This window comes from Desulfosporosinus sp. BICA1-9 (genome assembly GCF_000802135.1).
Genome location: NZ_JUEE01000084.1, coordinates 1 through 21,687, shown reverse-complemented (window position 1 = coordinate 21,687; position 21,687 = coordinate 1). Strand labels below are relative to the sequence as shown.

The following is a 21,687-nucleotide window of genomic DNA, read 5'->3' as shown; positions in this document are numbered from 1 at the left end:
AGCTATAAAAAAAGAAAGCGATCGATCGCTTTCTTTTTTTATAGCTTTTATGTTTAGCTAACTTGGGCAAAGTGCTTGCTAAATCTTTTGTTAAGACGAGATTTCTTGCGAGCAGCAAGATTTTTATGAATCAAACCCTTGGAGGAGGCTTTATCCAAAGCACGAGTTGCCTTTTTCAAAGCAAGTGCTGCAGTCTCGGAATCTGTGCTGATTGATTCTTCGAAACGACGAAGGGTTGTTCGTAAAGAAGATTTCGCTGCAGCATTCTTAATCGTGCGAACTTTTGCCAACTCAACTCTTTTGATCGCGGATTTAATGTTTGGCACTAATAGTCACCCCCTTTGGTTATTTATTCCTTGTATTGTTACACAAACTACATTTTAACATCTAGGCGCAGATTTATCAAGGAATAATAGGAAATAAATGATATTAATAAATTGCCTGATATTGTATAAACTAAACCTTGTATCTATTAAAACACTTTCTCAATAAAGCTAAATAAATGATTGGAGGGTCAAAAATGTTAGGAGCGATCGTGAGGTTTATTGTTTCGGCAGTGGTTCTGTTATTAGTAAGTTGGATTGTTCCCGGACTTCGTGTGAATGGGTTCATGGGAGCGTTGGTCGCTGCAGCGGTGATAGCGATAGTCGGTTACGGAATTGAAAAAGTGTTTGGAGACAAAATTACTCGCTGGGGACGGGGCTCGATTGGGTTTCTTACTGCTGCAGTGGTAATTTACTTTAGTCAGTTTCTTATTCCTGGGTACATGACAGTCTCGATTATCGGTGCTTTATTAGCTTCTCTCGTCATTGGGATCGTGGATAGCTTTGTTCCAACGACCCTTCGTTAGGGTGCTTTAGCATTTTCCTTTCCCATTCTTTTTCAATGAAAATGCAATTGTTATGTTCTACAGTGGACTTGTCCCTCATACTTCTTCAATAAGAGGAAGGGGGACAAGTCCTTTGTTACGGGAAGATTTTTATCATCGGCAAAAAAAACAATTTAATATTTGGACGATTAAAGCTTGGATGCGTGGGTTTCTATTGGGGCTTGCGAGTTTCTTGGTTATTTTAGGTTTAGTTTATGCTCTGCGCAGCGGGAGTTCTCTTCAATTTGTTCATTTTCTGACTCAACAATCATTTCCTTTTGAAGCAATTTTATTGGAAGGAGCTCCAGGTTATTCTCAACCAGAACGCGCTCGTGTAGACTTGGCTAGGCATCAGGGAGTAGCGGTTAGTCTGTTCTTATTAACCGGTGTCAATATCTCGGATCCGCGAACCTTTTTTTTGGGCTATTTTTCCCATCCGCCACAAGGTCCAGTATGGTTGGGGTGGGCATACAACCCTAATGACCCGGAGTTTGAAGGACCCATTCTTGAGCCAATTGCTACTCAAGTACCCACAGGGAATGAGGATACTGATCCCCAAGATACTTTGATTCCTGGGGCAAAAGAAGTGAAAGTGGGAATTTATAATACACATAATAGTGAGAGCTATGCAGGGGATGGGGGTCTGGAACGACTGCAGGGGGAAAACGGAGATGTAGTGACAGTGGGTGAAACTTTGAAGAAAGCGCTTGAACGGAATGGAGTCGGAGCCGTCCATTCGACACAAATACATGATGCAGTCGATTTTATGAAAGCGTATAGCAAATCGGTGGTTACAGCAACCCAAATGACGAAAGATTATCCTTCGCTGGAGTTTTTAATAGACATTCATCGGGATGGGCTTCCTCGTGGGTTCTCTAAGTCAACGGTTATTGTAAAGGGGCAAAAGACCAGCCGGGTTATGGTGGTCATTGGCAAAATGAATCCGCACTGGCAGAAGAATGAAGCGTTAGCCAAAGAACTCATGGCTTTGGGAGAAAAGAAGTATCCTGGACTCTTTGCTCCCAATATTAGTTATGCTACGGATGCACGGTATAACCAGCATCTTTCTGACGGAGGGTTGTTATTGGAGTTTGGGAGTCAGTTAAATACGTTGGAGGAGGCAAATGGAGCGGCTGAGGCTGTGGCAGAGATTTTGGCTGAGTGGTTAAGGGAGGAAGTTTCTTAGCCCATTCGCACATCCTACGCCTGTAGGTCTTCCTTCTGGGATCACGGCTTCGGCGATACTCTCCACAGGAGACTATCGTGTTCCATCGCTATTCCCTTGTCGCTAAGGCTAAAACTCAAAACCTCTGGGCTTTCTGCATGTGCGTCGCTCCTTGCCATCCTTGGCACCGCGACATCAGTCCATCCATGGACAAGTCCCGTTGAGTTTCTTCACGCCTTATCGCCTGCGCTCATTGACGCGATTCCTCTCACATGCTCATTAAGCTAAGAAACTTCCTCTGGCCTGTGAGGTCGCCGGGTGGGGGACGACGAGAGCTCTTTGAAGACTGTTTGCGTCTTTGACGCAAAGGCACGGTATGCAAGTGCAGGGACGGTTCTTGTCTTGCATTTTGGCAGAGTGGTTAAGGGAGGAAGTCTTAGCCCTAATTCATTTAGGTTTCTCTTTTTTAGCATGGCGAAAAATGCTATAATTCGGGTGGTAGATAAGGCGATGGGGAGAAGAGGTTTACTCGATATGTCATCAACCAACCGAACGCTTGTTAAAGCAGCAGGATTTTTAATGGCTGCTCAATTGATTTCTAGGATTTTAGGTTTTTTAAGAGAAACCTTGATGGCGGGTTTTTATGGACAGAGCGGAGTAACGGATGCTTATAATACGGCGTTTGTTCTTCCTGATTTGTTATATTGGTTGTTAGTGGGCGGAGTTTTGAGTGCCGCCTTTATTCCTGTCTTTTCTGAATATATTGCCAAAGGTAATGAGGATGAGGGTTGGCGGGTTGCCAGCTCTGTTGTGAATTTGATCTTGCTTACCCTTGGGGTGTTTGTTTTAGTGGGGCTTTTTTTTACCCCCCACTTTATTCGTCTGGTGGTTCCAGGATTTGAGCCTGAAAACATGGTTCTAGCCACCCACTTGACTCGAATTCTCTTGCTGCAGCCTTTATTTATGGCCTTAAGCGGATTGACGATGGGGATTTTAAATTCTTATAAGATTTTTTGGCCCTCTGCAGTGGGAACCGTGCTTTACAATGCGAGTGTTATCTTTTTTGGGACGATTCTGGCAAATCCGGCAAAGCCTGACAGCATTTCTGGCTTTGCCTTTGGGGTTGTTTTTGGGGCGATCGCTAATTTTGCTGTTCAAATTCCGGCTTTGCGGAAAGTGGGAATCCGTTATTATCCGATCATTGACTGGCGGCATCCGGGTGTCCGCCTAATCGGGGCCTTGGCTGTACCTATTATTCTCAGTTATTCTCTGAACCAAATTCAGGTGGTGGTCAATAATAACTTTGGGTCGATGATGTTTCCGGGCAGTATTACGGCAGTCTGGTATTCCTATCGTCTTTTCCAGTTGCCGGTAGGGATCTTTGCTTTAGCTATTGCGGTCGCGACTTTTCCGACGCTGACGGAACAAGCGGCTTTAAAAAAGTGGGATGATTTTCGGCAGACATTATCAAATGGCATTCGTATGGTAATTTTTATAACCCTTCCGATTTCGGTGGGCATGATCGTTTTGCGTTTTCCCTTGATTCGGGTTTTGTTTGAGCATGGTCAGTTTACAGCGAATGATACTTTAATGATGGCGATTCCTTTATTTTATTTTTCGATTGGAATAACTTCACAAGCGGTGATTCAGATTCTGCCGCGGGCTTTTTATGCTCTTCAGGATACTTGGACACCCGTAATCTTAGGAATTATTGCAATGGCTGTTAATATTTTAGCCATGTATTTATTGATTGGTCCGCTGGCTCATGGGGGCTTAGCCTTTGCCACAACGATTGCTGCGTTTGTGAATATGCTTCTCTTGTTTTACCTTCTGCGCAAGAAGATAGGTCAAATGGATGGTTGGGCTATGTTCGGGACTAGTCTGAAATCCTTAGTAGCTTCGCTTCTGATGGCGGTTGTGATCTGGGTATGGATGCAGTGGCTAACTTCGGTGATTGGTATTGGTACGATAGCATCTCTAACGGTATTAGTAACTGGATCGGCCATCGGGGCCATTGTCTTTGCAGTGCTGGCGAAGTTTTTGAGGATGCAAGAGTTTGAGCAGGCGATGGGTTTGGTACGACGAAAACTGGGAGCATGATAATCAGTAAACTAGCCAAGAACTGATGTATGACTTATGTATAATGTATTAATCAGTATTATAACAGATGGGCCTTCTATTTGCGTTGACAAAGGGCAATTTATCAGGTACTATGTTGAATATCACCTAGTGATTAAACATTCGGCAATGGAGCCGCTAAGATGTCTGAGAGACAATCTGGCGGCTTTTTCTATTGACTAAACGGAGAGGGAGGCATGCTTTGAAAGTTCCTTTAACAGAAAAAGTGAGACCTTCCTTAGAGCGGTCAGCAATACTTCTTGCGTTGACAGAGACGAGAGAGGAAGAGGAAAAGCTTAAGAAATCCTTTGTTGAATCGTTTAACCTTCGTTGTGGTGTGACGGAAATTGGTGGAACGGTAGCGAATCTTCAACATACCGGAAAGCTCACGAATTCAGTAATGGCAACCGCGTTTAACACAGGTGTTATTCCAAAAGAAGACCGGAAGATTCATGCACTGATCCATGCAACATTAGAAGCTAGTAACAGTATTTTTATTCATACCAACAGCAATGCCAGTTTTGCTTTAAAAGTTGGTTTAGTGACGGATTCTGAATGGCTGGCGGTAGCAATTTATGGTCGTTCTTCCCTTCATCCCCTCTTAGAGCACGCTCGTGTAGGATTGGGAGTTATGCATCTTTGATTAGAGTAAGCTTAATAGTGGCAAATGATTGTGGGATTTAGTACAAAGTGTTTAGAGTAAGAGAGTACTAAAGTGTCAAAGTGATATAGAAAACTTTTAGAAGCGTACAATTTCATAACCGGGCACCAAATCGATTAGTGATTTGGAGCGGAAAAGTGTGTTTTAGAGAGCCCTTAATTATTAAAATTAAGGGCTCTCTTTGTCTTTTTCTTTATCTTAATTAAGGGAGGTGATGCGGTGGCATTTTGTTCTATCAGCGGAAGGTATAACTTTCTGGAAGGTCCCTTCTCGCCATCACGGTGCCTTGCCAATCCACACTGCAGGAGTATGCGTAATGGGTTGCAGTGTGGCGATAAGCTCGTCCGCTTATCGTCTTGGCGGCGCACTAACCTCGAACGTCCTGTTCGAGTCTTGGCTACAGGGACACTCGGCCAATCCACACTGCAGGAGTATGCTTAATGAGTTGCAGTGTGGCGATAAGCTCGTCCGCTTATCGTCATGGCCAGCGCTACTAACCTCGAATGTCCTGTTGAGTCATGGCTACAGGAACACTCGGCCATATGGCCATCGTAAATTAACCCAAATTTAAGGAGGATGAACTTTATGAAAATGATTAGAGCAATTGTAAGGCCCGATAAAACGGAGATTGTTGCAGAAGCCTTAGCACAGGCTGGGATGCCATCTCTAACAAAAATGCACGTCTTTGGTCGTGGTAGGACAAAGGGTATTCGAATCGGTGACGTAGTTTATGATGAGTTTCCTAAAACCCTTCTTCTCCTGGTCATTGAAGATGAAAAGCTGGATCAAGCTATCTCTGTAATTCTCGAAAGTGCTAAAACAGGAACCATGGGCGATGGCAAGGTCTTTGTGACCGAAGTCGATGAAGCGTATACCGTGAGTAAAGGGACAAAGGGGTTGTAGAAATGAAGGAAATAATGACGGTGATTCGACGCCATCAAGTACCAGTTACTAAAAAAGCGTTTGAAGACGCTGGGTTTCCTGCTCTGACGATCCAAAGTGTGGAGGGTCGTGGGAAACAAGGTGGAATCGGTGGATGGGCTGCTGAGGTTGATCCGGAATTGAATTCTATGTTGAGTAAAGAACTGGCGGATGATACCAATTTTAACTGGATTCCAAAAAGGATGTTAACAATTGTTGTGCAGGATGATCAAGTCGAAGAAGTAGTCGATGTGATTATTAAAGCGAATCAGACAGGGCACATAGGTGACGGTAAAATCTTTGTCCTTCCCTTAAAAGAAGTTGTTCGCGTTCGCACGGGAGAAACCGGAAAAGAAGCTGTTATTTAGAGAGTAAAACAAAGGAGATGGATTAAAATGAGACAAATTGCAATATACGGCAAAGGTGGTATCGGAAAATCTACCACAACTCAAAACACGGTTGTCGCCCTAGCAGAAATGGGGAGGAAAGTTACGATTGTGGGCTGTGACCCTAAAGCAGATTCCACGCGCTTGATCCTGAATAGTAAAGCTCAAACAACCGTAATGGACTTAGCCCGTGAAAGAGGGACTGTCGAAGATTTAGAATTGGAAGATGTTTTGGTGGAAGGGTATTTGGGCGTTCGCTGTGCTGAATCCGGGGGCCCGGAACCAGGGGTTGGATGTGCTGGTAGAGGGGTAATCACAGCAATTAACTTTCTGGAAGAAAACGGGGCGTATACAGCGGATACGGATTATGTGTTCTACGATGTTTTAGGGGACGTAGTTTGCGGCGGATTTGCCATGCCGATCCGCGAGAATAAAGCCAAGGAAATCTACATTGTTGCCTCGGGAGAAATGATGGCCATGTATGCAGCCAATAACATTTCGAGAGGAATCTTAAAATACGCGACAACTGGGACCGTACGTCTGGGTGGTTTGATTTGTAACAGTCGTCAAACAGACAAAGAACTTGAATTAATGGAAGCCTTGGCTAAAAAAATTAATACTCAGCTGATTCACTTCATCCCCCGGGATAACGAGGTACAACGCGCTGAATTACGTAAACAGACCGTTATCCAATATAACCCCACTCACTCTCAGGCTGATGAGTATAGAGCCTTGGCCAAAAAAATCGAGGACAATAAAATGATGACCATCCCGACTCCGATCGCCATGGAGGAGTTAGAAGAATTACTGATGGAATATGGAATCATGGAAATGTAATTTTAATCTAGGCAGAAATAAGGGGGGACAGAATTATGAGCATAAAGGAGACAATTGATTTTAGGAAAAAAGTCGTGGAAGACGTTCTGGAAGTATATCCTGAAAAGGCCAAAAAGAATCGCAGACAACATATTGCGGTCAAAGATAGTGAGTGTAGCAGTTGCGCAGTCAAATCCAATGCGAAGACAGTTCCTGGTATCATGACCGCACGGGGGTGTGCATACGCAGGGGCTAAAGGGGTTGTTTGGGGTCCGGTCAAGGATGTCGTGCATATTTCCCATGGACCCGTCGGGTGTGGTTATTACTCTTGGGGTAACCGCCGGAACTTGGCAGATGGCGAAATCGGAGTTGATAACTTTGTACCCTTTCTCTTCACCTCAGACTTCCAGGAAAGCGATATTATCTACGGCGGGGACAAAAAGCTGGAGAAAATAATCAGTGAGGTTGTTGGGCTTTTCCCGAATGCCAAAGGGGTTTCTGTTCTTTCAGAATGTCCTGTCGGATTGATTGGAGACGACATTGAAAGTGTTGCTCGCCGCACGAGCTTGGAACACGGTCTGCCGGTCATCCCGGTTCGTTGTGAAGGGTTTAGGGGAATAAGCCAGTCCCTGGGCCATCACATTGCCAATGATGCTATTCGTGATCATCTTTTAGGAAAAGGTCCAGCTAGAGAAATTGGACCGTACGATATTGGAATTATCGGTGATTATAATATTGGCGGAGATGCTTGGGCCAGCAAAAAGATTCTGGAAGAAATGGGTTTAAAAGTTGTCAATATTTGGACGGGCGACTCCACGATGGAAATGCTTCAGAATGGACATCTTGTCAAGCTTAATTTAATCCACTGTTTCAGAAGTATGAATTATATTGCTAAACACATGGAAGACACTTATGGAACCCCTTGGATGGAATTCAATTTCTTCGGACCGACTAAAATTAAGGAATCAATTCTTAAAATTGCGGCTCAGTTTGATGAAAGTATTATGGAAAAAGCATTAAAAGTGATTGAGAAATATGAACCACAGATGCAAAAAGTGATCGAGACCTACCGCCCACGCCTGGATGGAAAAACTGTCATGCTTTATGTAGGTGGCCTGCGTCCAAGACACATTGTAGGAGCTTATGAAGATTTGGGCATGGAGGTTATCGGAACGGGTTATGAATTTGCTCATAAAGAGGATTACGAGAAAACCCTTCCGGCTTTAAAAGAGGGAACGTTGATTTATGACGATGTGACAGCTCTTGAGCTTGAAGAGTTCGTTATGAAGCTAAAGCCTGATTTAGTTGGATCGGGGATCAAAGAAAAGTATGTCTTTGAGAAAATGGGTCTCCCCTTCCGTCAAATGCATTCCTGGGACTATTCAGGTCCTTACCATGGCTACGAAGGATTCCCTATTTTTGCTCGGGATATGGATATGGCCATTAACAGCCCTACCTGGAAATCTATCAAAGCCCCTTGGATATAGGAAACTTACCCCAGATGGACTACCTCAAGTTTAGCTGAACTTATCCAGGGGCTTAGTGCCACTTATCTTCACTTTAAATTAGTGGCACTTAGCCATCGGACAAAATAAATTGGGCAGAAAGGATGTCACACATGGAAACTAAAACTAAGGCAACAACTGCTTGGCTAAATACTGTAGAATACCGAGAAAAGAATTTTGCCCGTGAAAAGTTAGTCATCAATCCGGCCAAAGCATGCCAACCCCTTGGCGCCTTGCTTTGTGCCTTAGGGGTTGAAGGATGCTTACCATTTACTCATGGTTCGCAAGGGTGCACTGCCTATTTTCGCAGCACTTTATCCCGCCATTACAGGGAACCTATAGCAGCAGTCTCGGATTCTATGACTGAGGATTCTGCGGTATTTGGCGGACAGTCAAACTTAATTGAAGGTTTGAAGAATGCTTACGCGGTTTATAACCCAAAAGTGATCGCGATATTCACGAGCTGTATGGCTGAAGTCATTGGGGATGATATCAATGCTTATTTAGGTAATGCCAGAGAACAAGGGGCAATACCTCAAGATTTTCCGGTTGCACAGGCTAACACTCCGAGCTTTAAGGGGTCTCATATTACAGGGTACGACACTATGCTCAAAGGCCTCATAGATTGCTTAGCAACGCCTAGACAAGAGGACAAAATCAACGACAGACTCTACGTTGTCCCTGGTTTTGACACTTATCCCGCCAATCTTCGTCAATATAAGCGACTTCTTAAAGTGATGGATGCGCCTTATACGCTTTTACCCGACTATAGTGATGTAGTGGATGCTCCTAATTTAGGCACCTACCAATTATATCAAAAAGCAACATCCATTTCAGAAATGAACGATGCTTTAAACGCTGCAAGTTATTTATTCCTACAGACTTACTCAACTCCGACAACCAGTAAATATCTAGCCAGTAAGGCAGTTCCCATCGAAACGCTTTCTATGCCTATCGGGATCTCGGGCACGGACAAATTCATAGAATCCGTTGCCAAGTTCACCGGAAAGGATGTTCCAGAGGAAATAACCATTGAACGGGGACGTGCTATCGATGCCATGACGGATTCCCATCAGTATATTCATGGTAAGAAATTTGCCCTGTTTGGTGACCCAGATATCCTAATGGGAGTCGTCTCGTTTCTACTCGAAATGGGAGGAGAACCAGTCCATATAGTTTGCACAAATTCCACCCCATTATTTAAAAAAGCCATGGAAAGTTTACTATCGTCAAGCCCTTACGGACAAAGAGCCACACTCTATGCCGGCAAAGACCTCTGGCATCTCCGTTCCCTTCTGGTTACAGAACCGGTAGATATGTTAATCGGGGACTCCCATGGTAAGTGGGCTGTACGTGACGCTAATATTCCACTTGTCAGAATAGGTTTCCCCATCACGGATCGGGTGAATCTCCATCGTTATCCAATCATTGGGTATTCCGGAGTCATTAATATAATTACCATGATCGTCAATACGTTTCTGGAGGATGTCGACAGGAACTCCCCAGAGGCATACTTTGAAATGATGCGTTAACGAACGGAGGGGTGCTTCATGTTCACCAATCTTACAAAATTAGATCTTAAAGATAAACAATGCATGTCCGATGCCGGCTCGCCAAAATTATGCATGAAGGCCCTGCCCGGTGAAGGCGCAGAACGAAGTTGCGCTTATGACGGCGCAAGAGTTGTACTCATGCCCATTACGGATGTCGCTCACCTTGTTCATGGTCCGATTGCCTGTGCTGGCAACTCTTGGGATAACCGAGGAGCTCGCTCCTCCGGTTCCCAACTGTACCGACGGGGACTGACCACAGACATCATGGAAAATGATGTAATCTACGGCGGAGAGACTAAGCTCAAAGAGTCGATCTTGGAAATCGCGGTGAGACATGAACCAAAAGCAATCTTTGTCTACGCAACCTGTGTTTCCTCGTTAATAGGAGATGACGTCGACAAGATTTGCCAAGAAGCCCAAGCTGAACTGACTATTCCGGTGATTGCCGTTAATTGCCCAGGCTTTTTAGGGGACAAAAATATTGGAAATCGTATTGCGGGAGAAGTTTTATTTGATCGGGTTATCGGCACAGGGGAGAATTCTGACGAGAAAATACCCCTTTCCATTAACCTAATCGGAGAGTATAACATCGCTGGAGATCTTTGGGGAGTGTTACCGGATTTGAAAAACTTAGGGATCACACTTCATACGGCCATTACCGGGGATGCCAACTTCGATGACTTACGTTCAGCTCACAGAGCCAGCCTTAATGTGCTGATTTGTTCTAAAAGTCTAACTAATCTAGTCAGGAAAATGGAAATTCGCTATGGTATACCTTTTATGGAAGGGTCGTTTTATGGGATTCATGACACTTCTGAAACGCTGATTAAGATTGCAAAAGCGCTAGGTGATCCTGATTTGGTGGAGAGAACTTTAGTCTATGTTCGTAAGAAGGAAGACGAAACACGTAAGACCATTGCGGGGTACAAAAAGTTACTGGAGAATAAGCAAGCCATCTTGTTTACGGGCGGGGTTAAAACCTGGTCGATGGTGTCTACCTTGGCTGAATTAGGGATCAACATCTTAGCTGGAGGAACTCAAAACTCCACACCTGAAGATTTCCAGCGCATGAAAGAATTAATGGATCCCTCAGCTCAGATTATCGAAGATACAAGCTCAGCAGGCTTTTTAAAGATTATTGCGGAGAAGAAACCGGATCTGATCGTTGCCGGAGGAAAAACAAAATATCTGGCGCATAAAACAAGAACCCCTTTTCTGGATATCAACCACGGTCGAAAACTACCTTATGCTGGTTATGAGGGGATGGTTACCTTCGCAGAGACCTTAACGCGTACGGTACTGAGTCCTGTTTGGGGGCTTTTAAGACAGGAATTTCCCCCGAAGGAGGATGAACAAGATGACTAATACTAGTTCCACTAATACGACTAATGTGGATAAGACGAGACATTATCAGGGGAATCCCCAGAAAAACAGTCCTGCCCTCGGGGCGACTCTGGCCTACCTCGGCGTCAATGGACTATTAGCCTTACTCCATGGTTCTCAGGGGTGTTCTTCGTTCATCCGGTTACAGCTTTCAAGGCACTACAAGGAACCGATTCCCCTAAACTCGACAGCCTTATTAGAAGACTCGGTGATTTTTGGCGGCTGGGAACATCTTAAGAAAGGAATTGCTGTGGCAGCTGATAAATATAAACCTCAAATTATCGGAGTGATGAGTACTGGGTTAACCGAAACCTTTGGAGACGACATGGTTAGTGCACTATCTAGCCTGCGCTCAGAAAGACCGGATTTACTCGATCTGCCTGTTGTACTGGCCAGTACGCCGGACTATATCGGTTCTATGCAAGAAGGCTATCAGCGGACGGTAGAGGCGCTGATTACGACGTTGGCTGGACATTCAGCTAAGACGAAGGAGCAATCCGCCTCTAGCTCAGGCTTTAACCTTAACGAGGATCCAGCGCTGTCTATCGCGTTGCTGCCTGGTTGTCATCTAACCCCGGGCGATGTCGATGAGCTAAAAGAGATCGTGATGGAATTCGGATTTAGGCCTATTACCATTCCTGATCTATCAATTTCTTTGGATGGGCATGCAGAACTGGAAGCGGCTCCGGTGGTTCAGGGTGGAACGTTGCTTGAAGATTTTCAACGTTTAGCAATGTCTAAGGCCTGTTTGTCGTTTGGGCTGAGTATGGAGAAAGCGGGAGAAACAGTAAGAAAATCTTACGAAATTCCTCATTATAACTTTCCTTCCATAACTGGCCTCACCGCAACAGATACCTTTGTTTTAACGTTAGCTAAGATATCGGGTAAGCCGATACCAGCGAAGCTGCTCCGGCAAAGAAGCAGATTGCTGGATACACTAGCCGACTTTAATGATCAACTTGGCGGTCTTAAGATAGCTATAGCCTTGGAGATGGATCTACTGTATAGTCTAGCCTCTTGCTTAGTGGAGGTGGGTGCTGAGCTTTCTGTAGCCTTGTCGGCATCCCAAGCGAACATCCACACACTATCCCTACCAATTCCGATCGAAGTGGGTGACCTGGAAACCCTTGAGGATCGAGCGGCCCAGAGTACGTTAATTATTGCCAATTCGAACGGTCGTCAAGCTGCAGGGCTGCTTAAACTACCTCATTTAAGAGCGGGGTTGCCAGTTTTTGACCGGGTTGGTTATCCACAAAAACGCTGGATTGGCTATGAAGGCACTCAACAATTTCTCTTTGACACCTTAAATTCAGTGGGTTAGGGAGAAGACGAGGTCGACAAGGTTGAAAGGTCCAGATAACGAGTCTAAATAAATGAAAGAGATAGCAAAGAAAGTCTTAGAATAAAGGAGATATCAAAGGATAGGTCTTAGTTTAAGGGAGGGTACAGGTATGCTTATAGCCTTTGCCAGTAGTGATGGTAAAACAATTGACTCGCATTTTGCTTCCGCCCCTTCGTTTGAGATGTATAAATTTACAAAGGAACCTCCAGGGGTTATCCATACATCTCTATCCTCTGAAGACTTGGCGGAATCCGATGATAAAGTTGATGTACTCATTAAAATGCTCAAAGAATGTGCCATTGTCTATTGCACACAGATTGGCGGTCCCGCGGCAGCGCGTTTAGTTCAAAGTGGTATTCATCCTTTGAAAGTGCTCGAAGGGACATTGATTGTCGATGAACTTGATAGACTCAATAAATTGCTGCTTTCTAAAAAATTGCCTCCTTGGTTAAAAAAGAAAGTGGGAGACATGGGGGATATCGAAGCTCAGAAGGAGGATTTAGAGTGAGTGAAGTACTAATTTACAAAACCTTTGGTGGATTACCTTGGACTCCACAGTATGTGGAAGAGATCGATAACTCCCTGTGCCTGGGATGTGGGCGGTGTGTGAAATTATGCGTGCAGAAATGCTTAGGCCTAGAGAGTTTCGAGGATGATGAAGGGACAGAACGGCACATCGCCAAAATTGCTAATAAAGACCAATGCATTGGCTGCCAGGCCTGCGGCAGTATCTGTGTACGTCACTGCTATACGTTCAAGGAAAAGTCAGCATAATTATTGCGAGGCAGGTCGTTCGAGGCACGAGGTTCGAGTGTATGTGCGCTTCCGGGTCTTGAAAGGTTCGTAAAAGGTCGACTAGTCTCTTTGGGCTAAATTAGCGGCATAAATGTATACTCACAGCGAAGAGAGTATGAAACTCTCGCTTACTAAGTAGGAGCCTTGGAAGTGGATAGGAAAATAAAATTGAACGACTGGAGGGATTAAGATGCATAAAGAATGTACGCGAGGAAATATAAATAGCCCACACCTAAATCATGGACATCCTTGTTTCTCAACAAAGGGGCATGGCAAAACCGGGCGGATCCACTTGGCCGTAGCTCCGGGATGTAATATATCTTGTAATTATTGTGTGCGCAAATTTGATTGTGCAAATGAATCCCGTCCAGGTGTAACCAGTAGGGTACAAACCTCAGAAGAGGCGCTTCAAACAGTCAGGAAGGCAAAAGCATCCGATATCGGATCAAAACTTACTGTTGTAGGAATTGCGGGTCCTGGAGAACCTTTAGCGAATAATGCAACGTTCGAAACCCTAAGAGGGGTAAAGAGAGATTTTCCAGAGATGATCCTTTGTATAAGCACTAATGGGCTTCTCTTGCCAGAAAAGCTCGATGAATTGGCGAAGATTGGCGTGTCCCATATTACGGTAACAATTAATACCTTAGATGAGAAAATTGGTGCCAAAATTTACAGTTATGTTCGCTGGGAAGGCAAAACTCTGATTGGACCTGATGCTGCAAAGATTTTAATTAATAATCAACTAGCGGGACTTGAATTGGCTTCTAAGGCAGGAATGACTGTGAAAGTTAATACCGTGCTTATTCCTGGTGTCAACGACCAGCTTTTATACAGCTTGGGTGTGGAAATCAAGAAAAGAGGTGCACACCTTCACAACATCATGCCCATAATCCCGCAAGGAAAACTTGCGCACATTAAAGCTCCGACTAAAGAACTTTTAGCAAGTATCCGTTGCAGTCTGGGTTCACTTCTTCCCCAGATGACTCACTGTCAACAATGCCGTGCAGATGCTATTGGGGTGCTCTAAAGATGGGAAAAGGAGTTATTTAGATGGAACAAAGGGTTTTATTATGCGATACAACACTAAGAGATGGTGAGCAAGCACCTGGCGTTGCGTTCGGTCTGCCGGAAAAGGAAAAGATCGCTAGGGCACTGGCGGATGCTGGAATTGATGAATTGGAAGTGGGAGTACCTGCGATGGGGAAAGCAGAGACTCGCATAATTTCCAAATTAGTTGCTCTACATTTGCCAGTTCGTCTGATCACTTGGAATCGTGCTGTGCTGTCAGATCTCCAAGCAAGTTATCGAACGAGGGTCGAGGGAGTCGGTATTTCAATTCCTACTTCGGATCAGCAAATTAAGCATAAAATAAAGAAGAATCGCGCTTGGGTTCTTGAGCAAATGGGCCATTGTGTTCATAATGCTAAAAAGGAGGTTGGCTATCTTGTACTCGGACTTGAAGATGCCAGTAGAGCAGATCCTGCCTTTCTCGCAGAGATTCTTGCGGAGGCTCAGAAGCTAGGGGTTGATCGGGTACGCTTTGCGGATACTCTGGGAATTCTTGACCCGTTGAAAGTTTTCTTTACTCGACAAGACTTGGTGAAGATATCTGGGGTTCCCTTAGAATTTCATGCCCATAATGATTTTGGGATGGCGACGGCCAATTCTCTCGCGGCAGTTCAAGCCGGATTTCAGGCCTTAAGTGTGACGGTGGGAGGATTGGGCGAAAGGACTGGCAATGCCCCGCTTGAAGAAGTGGCGGTTGCTCTGAAATATTGTCTCAATCAGAGTGTGCGTTTTGACTTGAAACGTTTAAATTCAATTTGCTCAATGGTTAGCTTGGCAACGGATCGATTAATTCCTCGGGCAAAACCCGTGATCGGGGAGGACGTTTTCACTCACACTTCCTCCATTCACATTGATGGAATTCAGAAGGATTTTGCTAACTACCAAACTTTTCCGCCTGAAAGTGTAGGACGCCAGCATTCAACGTCCTTTGGTAAATACTCTGGCATCAAAACTATCTTGAGGCTTTTAAAATCCAAAGGAATTGACTTTGACCAAGAAACTATGGATAAATTATTTATCACCATCTTGCACCAAACTCAACGGCGCAAGAAGCCTATGAACGAAGACGATATCATGAGAATTGTTGGCGATGCATGCTGAATAAAAATAGATATGACAAAACCTTCTTTAGGCAGATTTGCTTGAAAGAAGGTTTTTGTCATTTTTGTGTAGAATTGGACGATTGGATTAGGTTTACCGAAAAGGGGCTTAAGATGATGTATCTAGATTGGTTTCAATTGGTCTTGATCCGACGGTTCTGACTATACTCCTTGGCATCGTGCTTCTCAAAGAGAGATGGAATTTGAAACGAAAAAGCATTGGGGTTATACTTTCTTTAGTTGGAGTTGCTTTTCTTAAGCTATCAAGTTAAATCTAAAGCTTTAGGAGAAAATTGGAACTCCGAACTTAAAGAAGTGGGGTCTTAATTGATAAACGAAGATTGTAGTTCTGTTATAAAGGGAACTACTATCCCATGTTGGATGTGTTAAAGTGTGTTGAAGTTACACGCGCAAATTAGAGAGGGGTTAGAAATAAAATGGGAAAACTCGTTGAATGCGTTCCGAATTTTAGTGAGGGGCGTCGTCCTGAGGTTATTGAGGCTATTGTGGCCGAAGTCAAAAAGGTCAAAGGGGTAAAACTGCTTGATGTCAAGCCTGATGCTAGCCATAACCGAACGGTCGTAACCTTTGTGGGGGATCCCCAAAGTGTTAAACTTGCCGCCTTTAATGCTTGTGCTAAGGCGTGCGAGTTGATTGATATGGAGCAACAGCAAGGAGGGCATCCACGGGTTGGAGCGACGGATGTTATTCCGTTTATTCCCGTTAAAGAGGTTAGCATGGAAGAATGTGTTCAGTTGGCCAACGAACTCGGTTCCGAGATTGCTAGTAAACTCGGAATCCCTGTCTATTTATACGAGGAAGCGGCTAAAGTGCCGAGCAGAAAGAGGCTTCCTGACGTAAGAAAGGGAGAGTACGAAGGGCTAAAGGAGGAAATAAATAAACCTGAGCGTCATCCTGATTACGGTCAGCCTAAAATGCATCCCACTGCCGGTGCCACCGTAGTCGGGGCACGCCAATTCTTGGTGGCTTACAATATTAATCTTGGCACGAAGGATCTCAGTATTGCTAAGAAAATTGCTGATTCCATCCGTGAGGTCAAAGGGGGATTTAAATATGTCCGAGCGATGGGAGTTATGCTGGAGGATCGAGATGTCGCTCAAGTATCGATAAACATGGTTAATTACGCAGGGACCCCGTTATTTCGGGTTTTTGAGACTGTGAAATCCGAGGCAGCTCGGTATGGCGTAAGTATTATTGGTAGTGAATTAGTGGGTGTAGCTCCTTTGCAGGCGCTCCTTGATGTAGCTGAATTCTATTTGCGGTTAGAAAACTTTGATCGCAAACAGGTTTTTGAAGAGAATTTGGTTGAAGACTAGACTTCGATGAATCTGAAGCAAACGGTCGGAGGCATGCTAAGCGTTAGGTTAGCCAGGTTTATTTAATTAGCGAACATCGAACAACGATCAGGGGGTAGAATTAATGTTAGTTAGCAAAACAGTGAGTGGATTTGTGGAAGAGTTAGCGAGTAACTCACCAGCTCCCGGTGGAGGGAGTGCAGCGGCTCTTGCTGGATCATTAGGGGCAGCACTGAGCATAATGGTTTGTAATTTTACTGAAGGTAAGCCTAAGTTTGCTAGTGTACAAGATGAGATTGCCCAGATTAAGCAAAAAGGGCTGGCCTTAAAGAATGATTTAATGGGATATATTGATGGAGATACGGATGCCTTCGTTGAGGTTATGAAGGCTTATAAATTACCTAAGGAAACGGATGCCGAAAAAGCTCTAAGGTCAGAGAAAATACAAGAGGCAACGAAACAGGCAACCCTTTTGCCCCTTAAAGTAGCAGAATCTTGCGTTGAAGTCTTGAAACTTTCGCTAAGGGTCTTAACGATCGGTAATCCGAACACCGCCTGCGATGCGGCTGTTTCCGGGGTCACAGCTTATGCAGGTTTTCAAGGAGCAATTTTCAACGTTAAGATTAATCTAAGTTCAATTAACGATGAGACATTTCTTCAAGATGTCCGAGATAAGATCACAGTGTTACAAGAAGATGCGGATAAGAATAATCAACTAATTTTAGCTCGAGCCAAAGAGGTCATTGGCTAAGGGCGGGATGATAATATTTTAGAACTTTTCATAGGAAAGCTGAGTTCAAATATAAGAGCCTTCAATTTGAAGGCTCTTATATTTGAATGGTACGAATTATTGTCAGCAAGTTAACCCTACATAATTGTGCACGAAGTGTCGGATGGATACCTTCAATTTCTGATATTCTATTGAAGACGGGAGGTCAATCAATAAATGGATTTGCTTGAAAAAATGAATGGAGACGAGCACAAAGATGTAACTTCACCAACGTTTAGGAGCGAAATATGGATACCAATTTTGAAAAGGAAATTATAATTATTATGTATTTTTGGTACTGTTCTAAACTTGGATAAACATGTTAAGTTTTGAATTGATATTCATTAATTCTGAGACACCCACTTCTTGTAAGTGGGTGTTCCTTATTAGATGGAGCGGCTCGGGGAAAGCAATCCTCTGCGCAAAGGTATGCTAGTTCTTGCGAAATTCCCCCTTTAGCTGTTATACTAAGTATTTAGAATATCTAAATATGCTTAATACAAAACTTGATTATAGAAATGAGGGCAGGACCTTGGCACAGGCATCACAACGTATTCGTAATTTTTCTATTATTGCACATATCGATCATGGTAAATCTACTTTAGCTGACCGGCTGATAGAATATACCGGGGCCTTGAGTAAACGAGAAATGGAAGCGCAAGTCCTTGATTCCATGGATTTAGAGCGTGAGCGCGGGATTACTATTAAGCTACAGGCTGTACGCTTAAACTATCAGGCTAAAGATGGACAACTCTATGAACTGAATCTGATTGATACACCAGGGCACGTCGATTTTACCTACGAGGTGTCTCGCAGTTTGGCGGCCTGTGAGGGAGCGCTGCTGGTTGTTGATGCGGTCCAAGGGATTGAGGCCCAGACCTTAGCCAATGTTTATTTAGCGTTAGAAAATGATCTTGAGCTCATTTCAATTATTAATAAAATTGATCTTCCTAGTGCTGAGCCTGAGCGTGTTAAAGAAGAGATTGAAGAGGTAATCGGATTAGATGCCAGTGATGCTATTCTTGCTTCAGCCAAGACGGGAATTGGGATTGAGGAAATTCTTGAACGTATTGTGGAAAAAGTTCCACCTCCCAAAGGGGATGATCAAGCTCCTCTCAAAGCTTTGATTTTTGATTCGAAATTCGACGCCTATAAAGGGGCTATATCCTATGTTCGGATTGTTGAGGGGCGAGTGGGCAAAGGTACAACCATGAAAATGATGGCGACTGGGAAAACCTTTGAGGTGACAGAAGTGGGCGTGTTTGCTCCGGCGATGCAGATTGTCGATGAGCTTAGAGCGGGTCAAGTGGGATTCATTGCTGCGAGTATCAAAAACGTTAAGGATACTCAAGTCGGGGACACGATAACGGATGCGGAAAACTCAGCACTTGAACCGCTACCTGGCTATAGAAAGGCTACTCCCATGGTGTTTTGTGGACTTTATCCAGTTGATGCGAGCGATTATAATAAGCTGCGTGACTCTTTGGAGAAGCTTCATCTTAACGATGCAAGTTTGGTCTTTGAACCAGAAACGTCCGTAGCTTTGGGGTTTGGTTATCGGTGCGGATTTTTAGGGTTGCTTCATATGGAGATTGTCCAGGAACGCTTGGAACGAGAATATGATCTGAATATGATTACCACGGCACCCAGTGTAATCTATAAGGTTAACACAACCAAAGGGGACGTTCTGAGCATTGACAATCCTTCCAATCTCCCACCTGTTGACCGAATAGTGAGTATTGAAGAACCCGTGGTGAAGGCCACGATCTTAGTACCAGCGGAGTATGTCGGCGTGATTATGGAGCTCAATCAAGAAAAGCGTGGAACGTATTCTAACATGGACTATGTCTCCAAGAGTCGGGTGAAACTAATCTATGAACTCCCGCTCAGCGAAATTGTTTTTGATTACTTTGATCAATTAAAATCAAGGACTAAAGGGTATGCCTCTCTGGATTATGAACTATCTGGGTATAAAGAGACAGATTTAGTTAAGATTGATGTCCTTCTGAACGGGGAATTGGTGGATGCGCTTTCTTTCATTGTTCATAAGGCGAAGGCGTATAATCGGGGCAGAAAGCTAGTCGAAAAACTTCGTGGAATTATTCCTAGGCATATGTTTGAAATCCCAATCCAGTCTGTAATTGGAAACAAAGTTATAGCCCGCGAAACTGTAAGCGCTATGCGGAAAGACGTTTTGTCCAAGTGCTATGGGGGGGATATCTCCCGAAAACGAAAGCTTCTCGAGAAGCAAAAAGCCGGTAAAAAGCGAATGAAGCAGGTAGGTAGTGTCGAAATACCTCAGAATGCATTTATGGCTGTCTTGCAGATTGAGGATTAGGAGAGTGCACCTATGCCTTCGCTATACGTTCATGTTCCGTTTTGTGTCCAAAAATGCGATTACTGTGCCTTTTATTCTCAGGCGCTGGTGGATAACCCCAAGGAGCTTATTTCCGTGTATTTAGAGGGCTTAGAAGTTGAAAGCTCTGCGCGACAAAAAGATGCCCCTCAGGGGGTATCTTCTCTTTTTATCGGAGGTGGGACTCCAACTGCGCTTAAGGATAACGAGCTAGAACAATTGTTGGGGATGATTCATCAGTTTTTCAGCATAAACTCAGGGGCTGAAAAAACGGTTGAAGGAAATCCTGGAACTCTATCAGACGAAAAGCTGGTAATATTACGGCGTTATGGGATTAATCGTTTTTCACTCGGTGTACAGTCTTTTGACGATTCATTGTTACGAGCGGTAGGTCGGGTTCATACTGCAGAACAAGCCCGTAAAGCCCTCCGACGCTTGAGAATGGCAGGGTTTAAAAACGTTAATTTGGATTTGATGTTCGGACTTCCCGGGCAGGATATGGCAGCTTGGGACGCCTCCTTAGAAGAGGCTTTGTCTTATTCTCCTGAGCACTTATCCCTCTACGGGTTAATGCTAGAGGAAGGCACGCCACTCTATGGGCGATATATGGGGACTAGAGAGGTTAAAAGAGGAGACAAAGAAGAACTTTATAGACTTCCGGATGATGACCTACAAGCTGAAATGTACGAATGGGCAGTACCAAGGTTAAAACAGGCGGGATATAGGCAGTACGAAACGTCTAATTTTGCGCTCCCGGGTTTTGAATGTCAGCATAATCTAGGCTATTGGCGGGGAGGGGACTATTTAGGCTTAGGTCCTGGAGGGGTGTCTTGCTTGGATAGGGTGCGCTGGAAAAACATTGAAGATGTATGTTCCTATGCAAAGCTGCTTCTCAAAGGGGAAAGTCCGTTGGATGAGGCGGGGCAGGAAGTCTTGTCTTTGCGCGAGTGTATGGCAGAACGTATGATTTTGGGGTTAAGGCTTGCAGAAGGAGTAGATCTTTCCTCGTTTCGAAATGATTTTGGAGCGGATCTCAGGGATATTTACAGGGACGTTTTGGCACGCTATGATAAGGAGATTTTTGTATTTCAGGGTGAATATTTATGCTTAAATCCGAAATATGCTTTTGTAGCGAATAGTATTTTGCAGGAGTTTGTTTAGGGGGACTTGTATCACACAGCGCTCGGTGCTTACGACGCAGAGCAAACTAACCGTTCAAGCTCCTACTATGGGGAGCGGGGTACATCCTTCGGCGATATGATATATGAAAGAACCCGCCTACGGCGATAATCTATCCTACGCCGCGAAGTGTTCCTTTTGGGATCAGCGGCTTCGGCGATACTCTCCACTGGAGACTATCGTACTGGAGACTATCGTACTGGAGACTATCGTGCCAGACTCGCCATCCTGCAAGAGGCCTAATTCGTGCGAAGACAGTGTCTTCGGGCTCAGTTGGCGGCAGTGCACATCCTTGTGCACTGCCCCGTGTCTGGGGTCGGTCGCTTGAACGGAAGTTTGCTATTCTGCTTACGTAAAGACGTCGCGCTCGTGTGATACTGCGTCCC

At 44.4% G+C, this 21,687-nt stretch carries 21 protein-coding genes; 20 read left to right on the top strand and 1 reads right to left on the bottom strand.

Annotated features, from left to right (window positions below; genetic code table 11):
- Positions 1–53 precede the first annotated feature (53 nt).
- On the bottom strand, positions 54–326 hold the full coding sequence (gene rpsT, locus JL57_RS10850; protein ID WP_034142064.1) for a 30S ribosomal protein S20: 273 nt from the start codon (positions 324–326) through the stop codon (positions 54–56).
- 194 nt (positions 327–520) lie between these two features.
- Here rpsT and JL57_RS10845 point away from each other — a divergent pair, with 194 nt between their 5' ends.
- The 20 genes from JL57_RS10845 to hemW all read left to right on the top strand — a co-directional run bounded on the left by JL57_RS10845 (position 521) and on the right by hemW (position 21,283).
- Positions 521–850, top strand: coding sequence for a phage holin family protein (locus JL57_RS10845; protein WP_034142063.1), 330 nt, complete (start codon positions 521–523; stop codon positions 848–850).
- Between the two features lie 112 nt (positions 851–962).
- Positions 963–2,054: a stage II sporulation protein P gene (locus tag JL57_RS10840; RefSeq protein WP_034142062.1), complete on the top strand. Its 1,092-nt coding sequence runs from the start codon at positions 963–965 to the stop codon at positions 2,052–2,054.
- 513 nt (positions 2,055–2,567) lie between these two features.
- Positions 2,568–4,133 (top strand): murein biosynthesis integral membrane protein MurJ, encoded by a 1,566-nt coding sequence (gene murJ / locus JL57_RS10835; protein WP_034142080.1) that lies wholly within the window; start codon positions 2,568–2,570, stop codon positions 4,131–4,133.
- A 220-nt stretch (positions 4,134–4,353) separates the two neighbouring features.
- Positions 4,354–4,794: a HutP family protein gene (locus tag JL57_RS10830; RefSeq protein WP_034142061.1), complete on the top strand. Its 441-nt coding sequence runs from the start codon at positions 4,354–4,356 to the stop codon at positions 4,792–4,794.
- 327 nt (positions 4,795–5,121) lie between these two features.
- Positions 5,122–5,253, top strand: a complete 132-nt coding sequence (locus tag JL57_RS34135) for a hypothetical protein (protein ID WP_291299957.1) — start codon at positions 5,122–5,124, stop codon at positions 5,251–5,253.
- 144 nt (positions 5,254–5,397) lie between these two features.
- Entirely contained in the window at positions 5,398–5,715 is a 318-nt protein-coding gene (locus JL57_RS10825) for a P-II family nitrogen regulator (protein WP_034142060.1), read from the top strand.
- A 2-nt stretch (positions 5,716–5,717) separates the two neighbouring features.
- Positions 5,718–6,101 carry a P-II family nitrogen regulator gene (locus JL57_RS10820; protein ID WP_034142059.1) on the top strand — a complete coding sequence of 128 codons (384 nt, stop codon included), beginning with the start codon at positions 5,718–5,720 and terminating at the stop codon, positions 6,099–6,101.
- 27 nt (positions 6,102–6,128) lie between these two features.
- Complete coding sequence (gene nifH, locus JL57_RS10815) at positions 6,129–6,956, top strand: nitrogenase iron protein (RefSeq protein WP_034142058.1); 828 nt, start codon at positions 6,129–6,131, stop codon at positions 6,954–6,956.
- Positions 6,957–6,991: 35 nt separating this feature from the next.
- Entirely contained in the window at positions 6,992–8,422 is a 1,431-nt protein-coding gene (gene nifD / locus JL57_RS10810) for a nitrogenase molybdenum-iron protein alpha chain (protein WP_291299956.1), read from the top strand.
- Positions 8,423–8,544: 122 nt separating this feature from the next.
- Positions 8,545–9,972, top strand: coding sequence for a nitrogenase molybdenum-iron protein subunit beta (gene nifK / locus JL57_RS10805; RefSeq protein ID WP_034142056.1), 1,428 nt, complete (start codon positions 8,545–8,547; stop codon positions 9,970–9,972).
- Positions 9,973–9,990: 18 nt separating this feature from the next.
- Positions 9,991–11,358: a nitrogenase iron-molybdenum cofactor biosynthesis protein NifE gene (nifE, locus tag JL57_RS10800; RefSeq protein WP_034142055.1), complete on the top strand. Its 1,368-nt coding sequence runs from the start codon at positions 9,991–9,993 to the stop codon at positions 11,356–11,358.
- Positions 11,359–11,383: 25 nt separating this feature from the next.
- Positions 11,384–12,697 carry a nitrogenase iron-molybdenum cofactor biosynthesis protein NifN gene (gene nifN / locus JL57_RS10795; RefSeq protein ID WP_034142079.1) on the top strand — a complete coding sequence of 438 codons (1,314 nt, stop codon included), beginning with the start codon at positions 11,384–11,386 and terminating at the stop codon, positions 12,695–12,697.
- 130 nt (positions 12,698–12,827) lie between these two features.
- Positions 12,828–13,226 carry a NifB/NifX family molybdenum-iron cluster-binding protein gene (locus JL57_RS10790; RefSeq protein ID WP_034142054.1) on the top strand — a complete coding sequence of 133 codons (399 nt, stop codon included), beginning with the start codon at positions 12,828–12,830 and terminating at the stop codon, positions 13,224–13,226.
- Positions 13,223–13,492 (top strand): ferredoxin III, nif-specific, encoded by a 270-nt coding sequence (gene fdxB, locus JL57_RS10785; protein ID WP_034142053.1) that lies wholly within the window; start codon positions 13,223–13,225, stop codon positions 13,490–13,492. The genes JL57_RS10790 and fdxB overlap by 4 nt, the downstream gene beginning before the upstream one ends.
- A 211-nt stretch (positions 13,493–13,703) precedes the next feature.
- The gene (locus tag JL57_RS10780; protein WP_034142052.1) at positions 13,704–14,540 is read left to right on the top strand and encodes a radical SAM protein; all 837 of its coding nucleotides are present in this window, start codon (positions 13,704–13,706) and stop codon (positions 14,538–14,540) included.
- A 23-nt stretch (positions 14,541–14,563) separates the two neighbouring features.
- Positions 14,564–15,682: a citramalate synthase gene (locus tag JL57_RS10775; protein ID WP_034142051.1), complete on the top strand. Its 1,119-nt coding sequence runs from the start codon at positions 14,564–14,566 to the stop codon at positions 15,680–15,682.
- A 436-nt stretch (positions 15,683–16,118) separates the two neighbouring features.
- Complete coding sequence (ftcD, locus tag JL57_RS10770; protein ID WP_034142050.1) at positions 16,119–17,018, top strand: glutamate formimidoyltransferase; 900 nt, start codon at positions 16,119–16,121, stop codon at positions 17,016–17,018.
- Positions 17,019–17,121: 103 nt separating this feature from the next.
- Positions 17,122–17,748: a cyclodeaminase/cyclohydrolase family protein gene (locus JL57_RS10765; RefSeq protein WP_034142049.1), complete on the top strand. Its 627-nt coding sequence runs from the start codon at positions 17,122–17,124 to the stop codon at positions 17,746–17,748.
- A 550-nt stretch (positions 17,749–18,298) separates the two neighbouring features.
- Positions 18,299–20,104 carry a translation elongation factor 4 gene (gene lepA / locus JL57_RS10760; protein ID WP_034142048.1) on the top strand — a complete coding sequence of 602 codons (1,806 nt, stop codon included), beginning with the start codon at positions 18,299–18,301 and terminating at the stop codon, positions 20,102–20,104.
- A 12-nt stretch (positions 20,105–20,116) separates the two neighbouring features.
- Entirely contained in the window at positions 20,117–21,283 is a 1,167-nt protein-coding gene (gene hemW / locus JL57_RS10755) for a radical SAM family heme chaperone HemW (RefSeq protein WP_034142047.1), read from the top strand.
- The last annotated feature ends 404 nt before the right edge of the window (positions 21,284–21,687 follow it).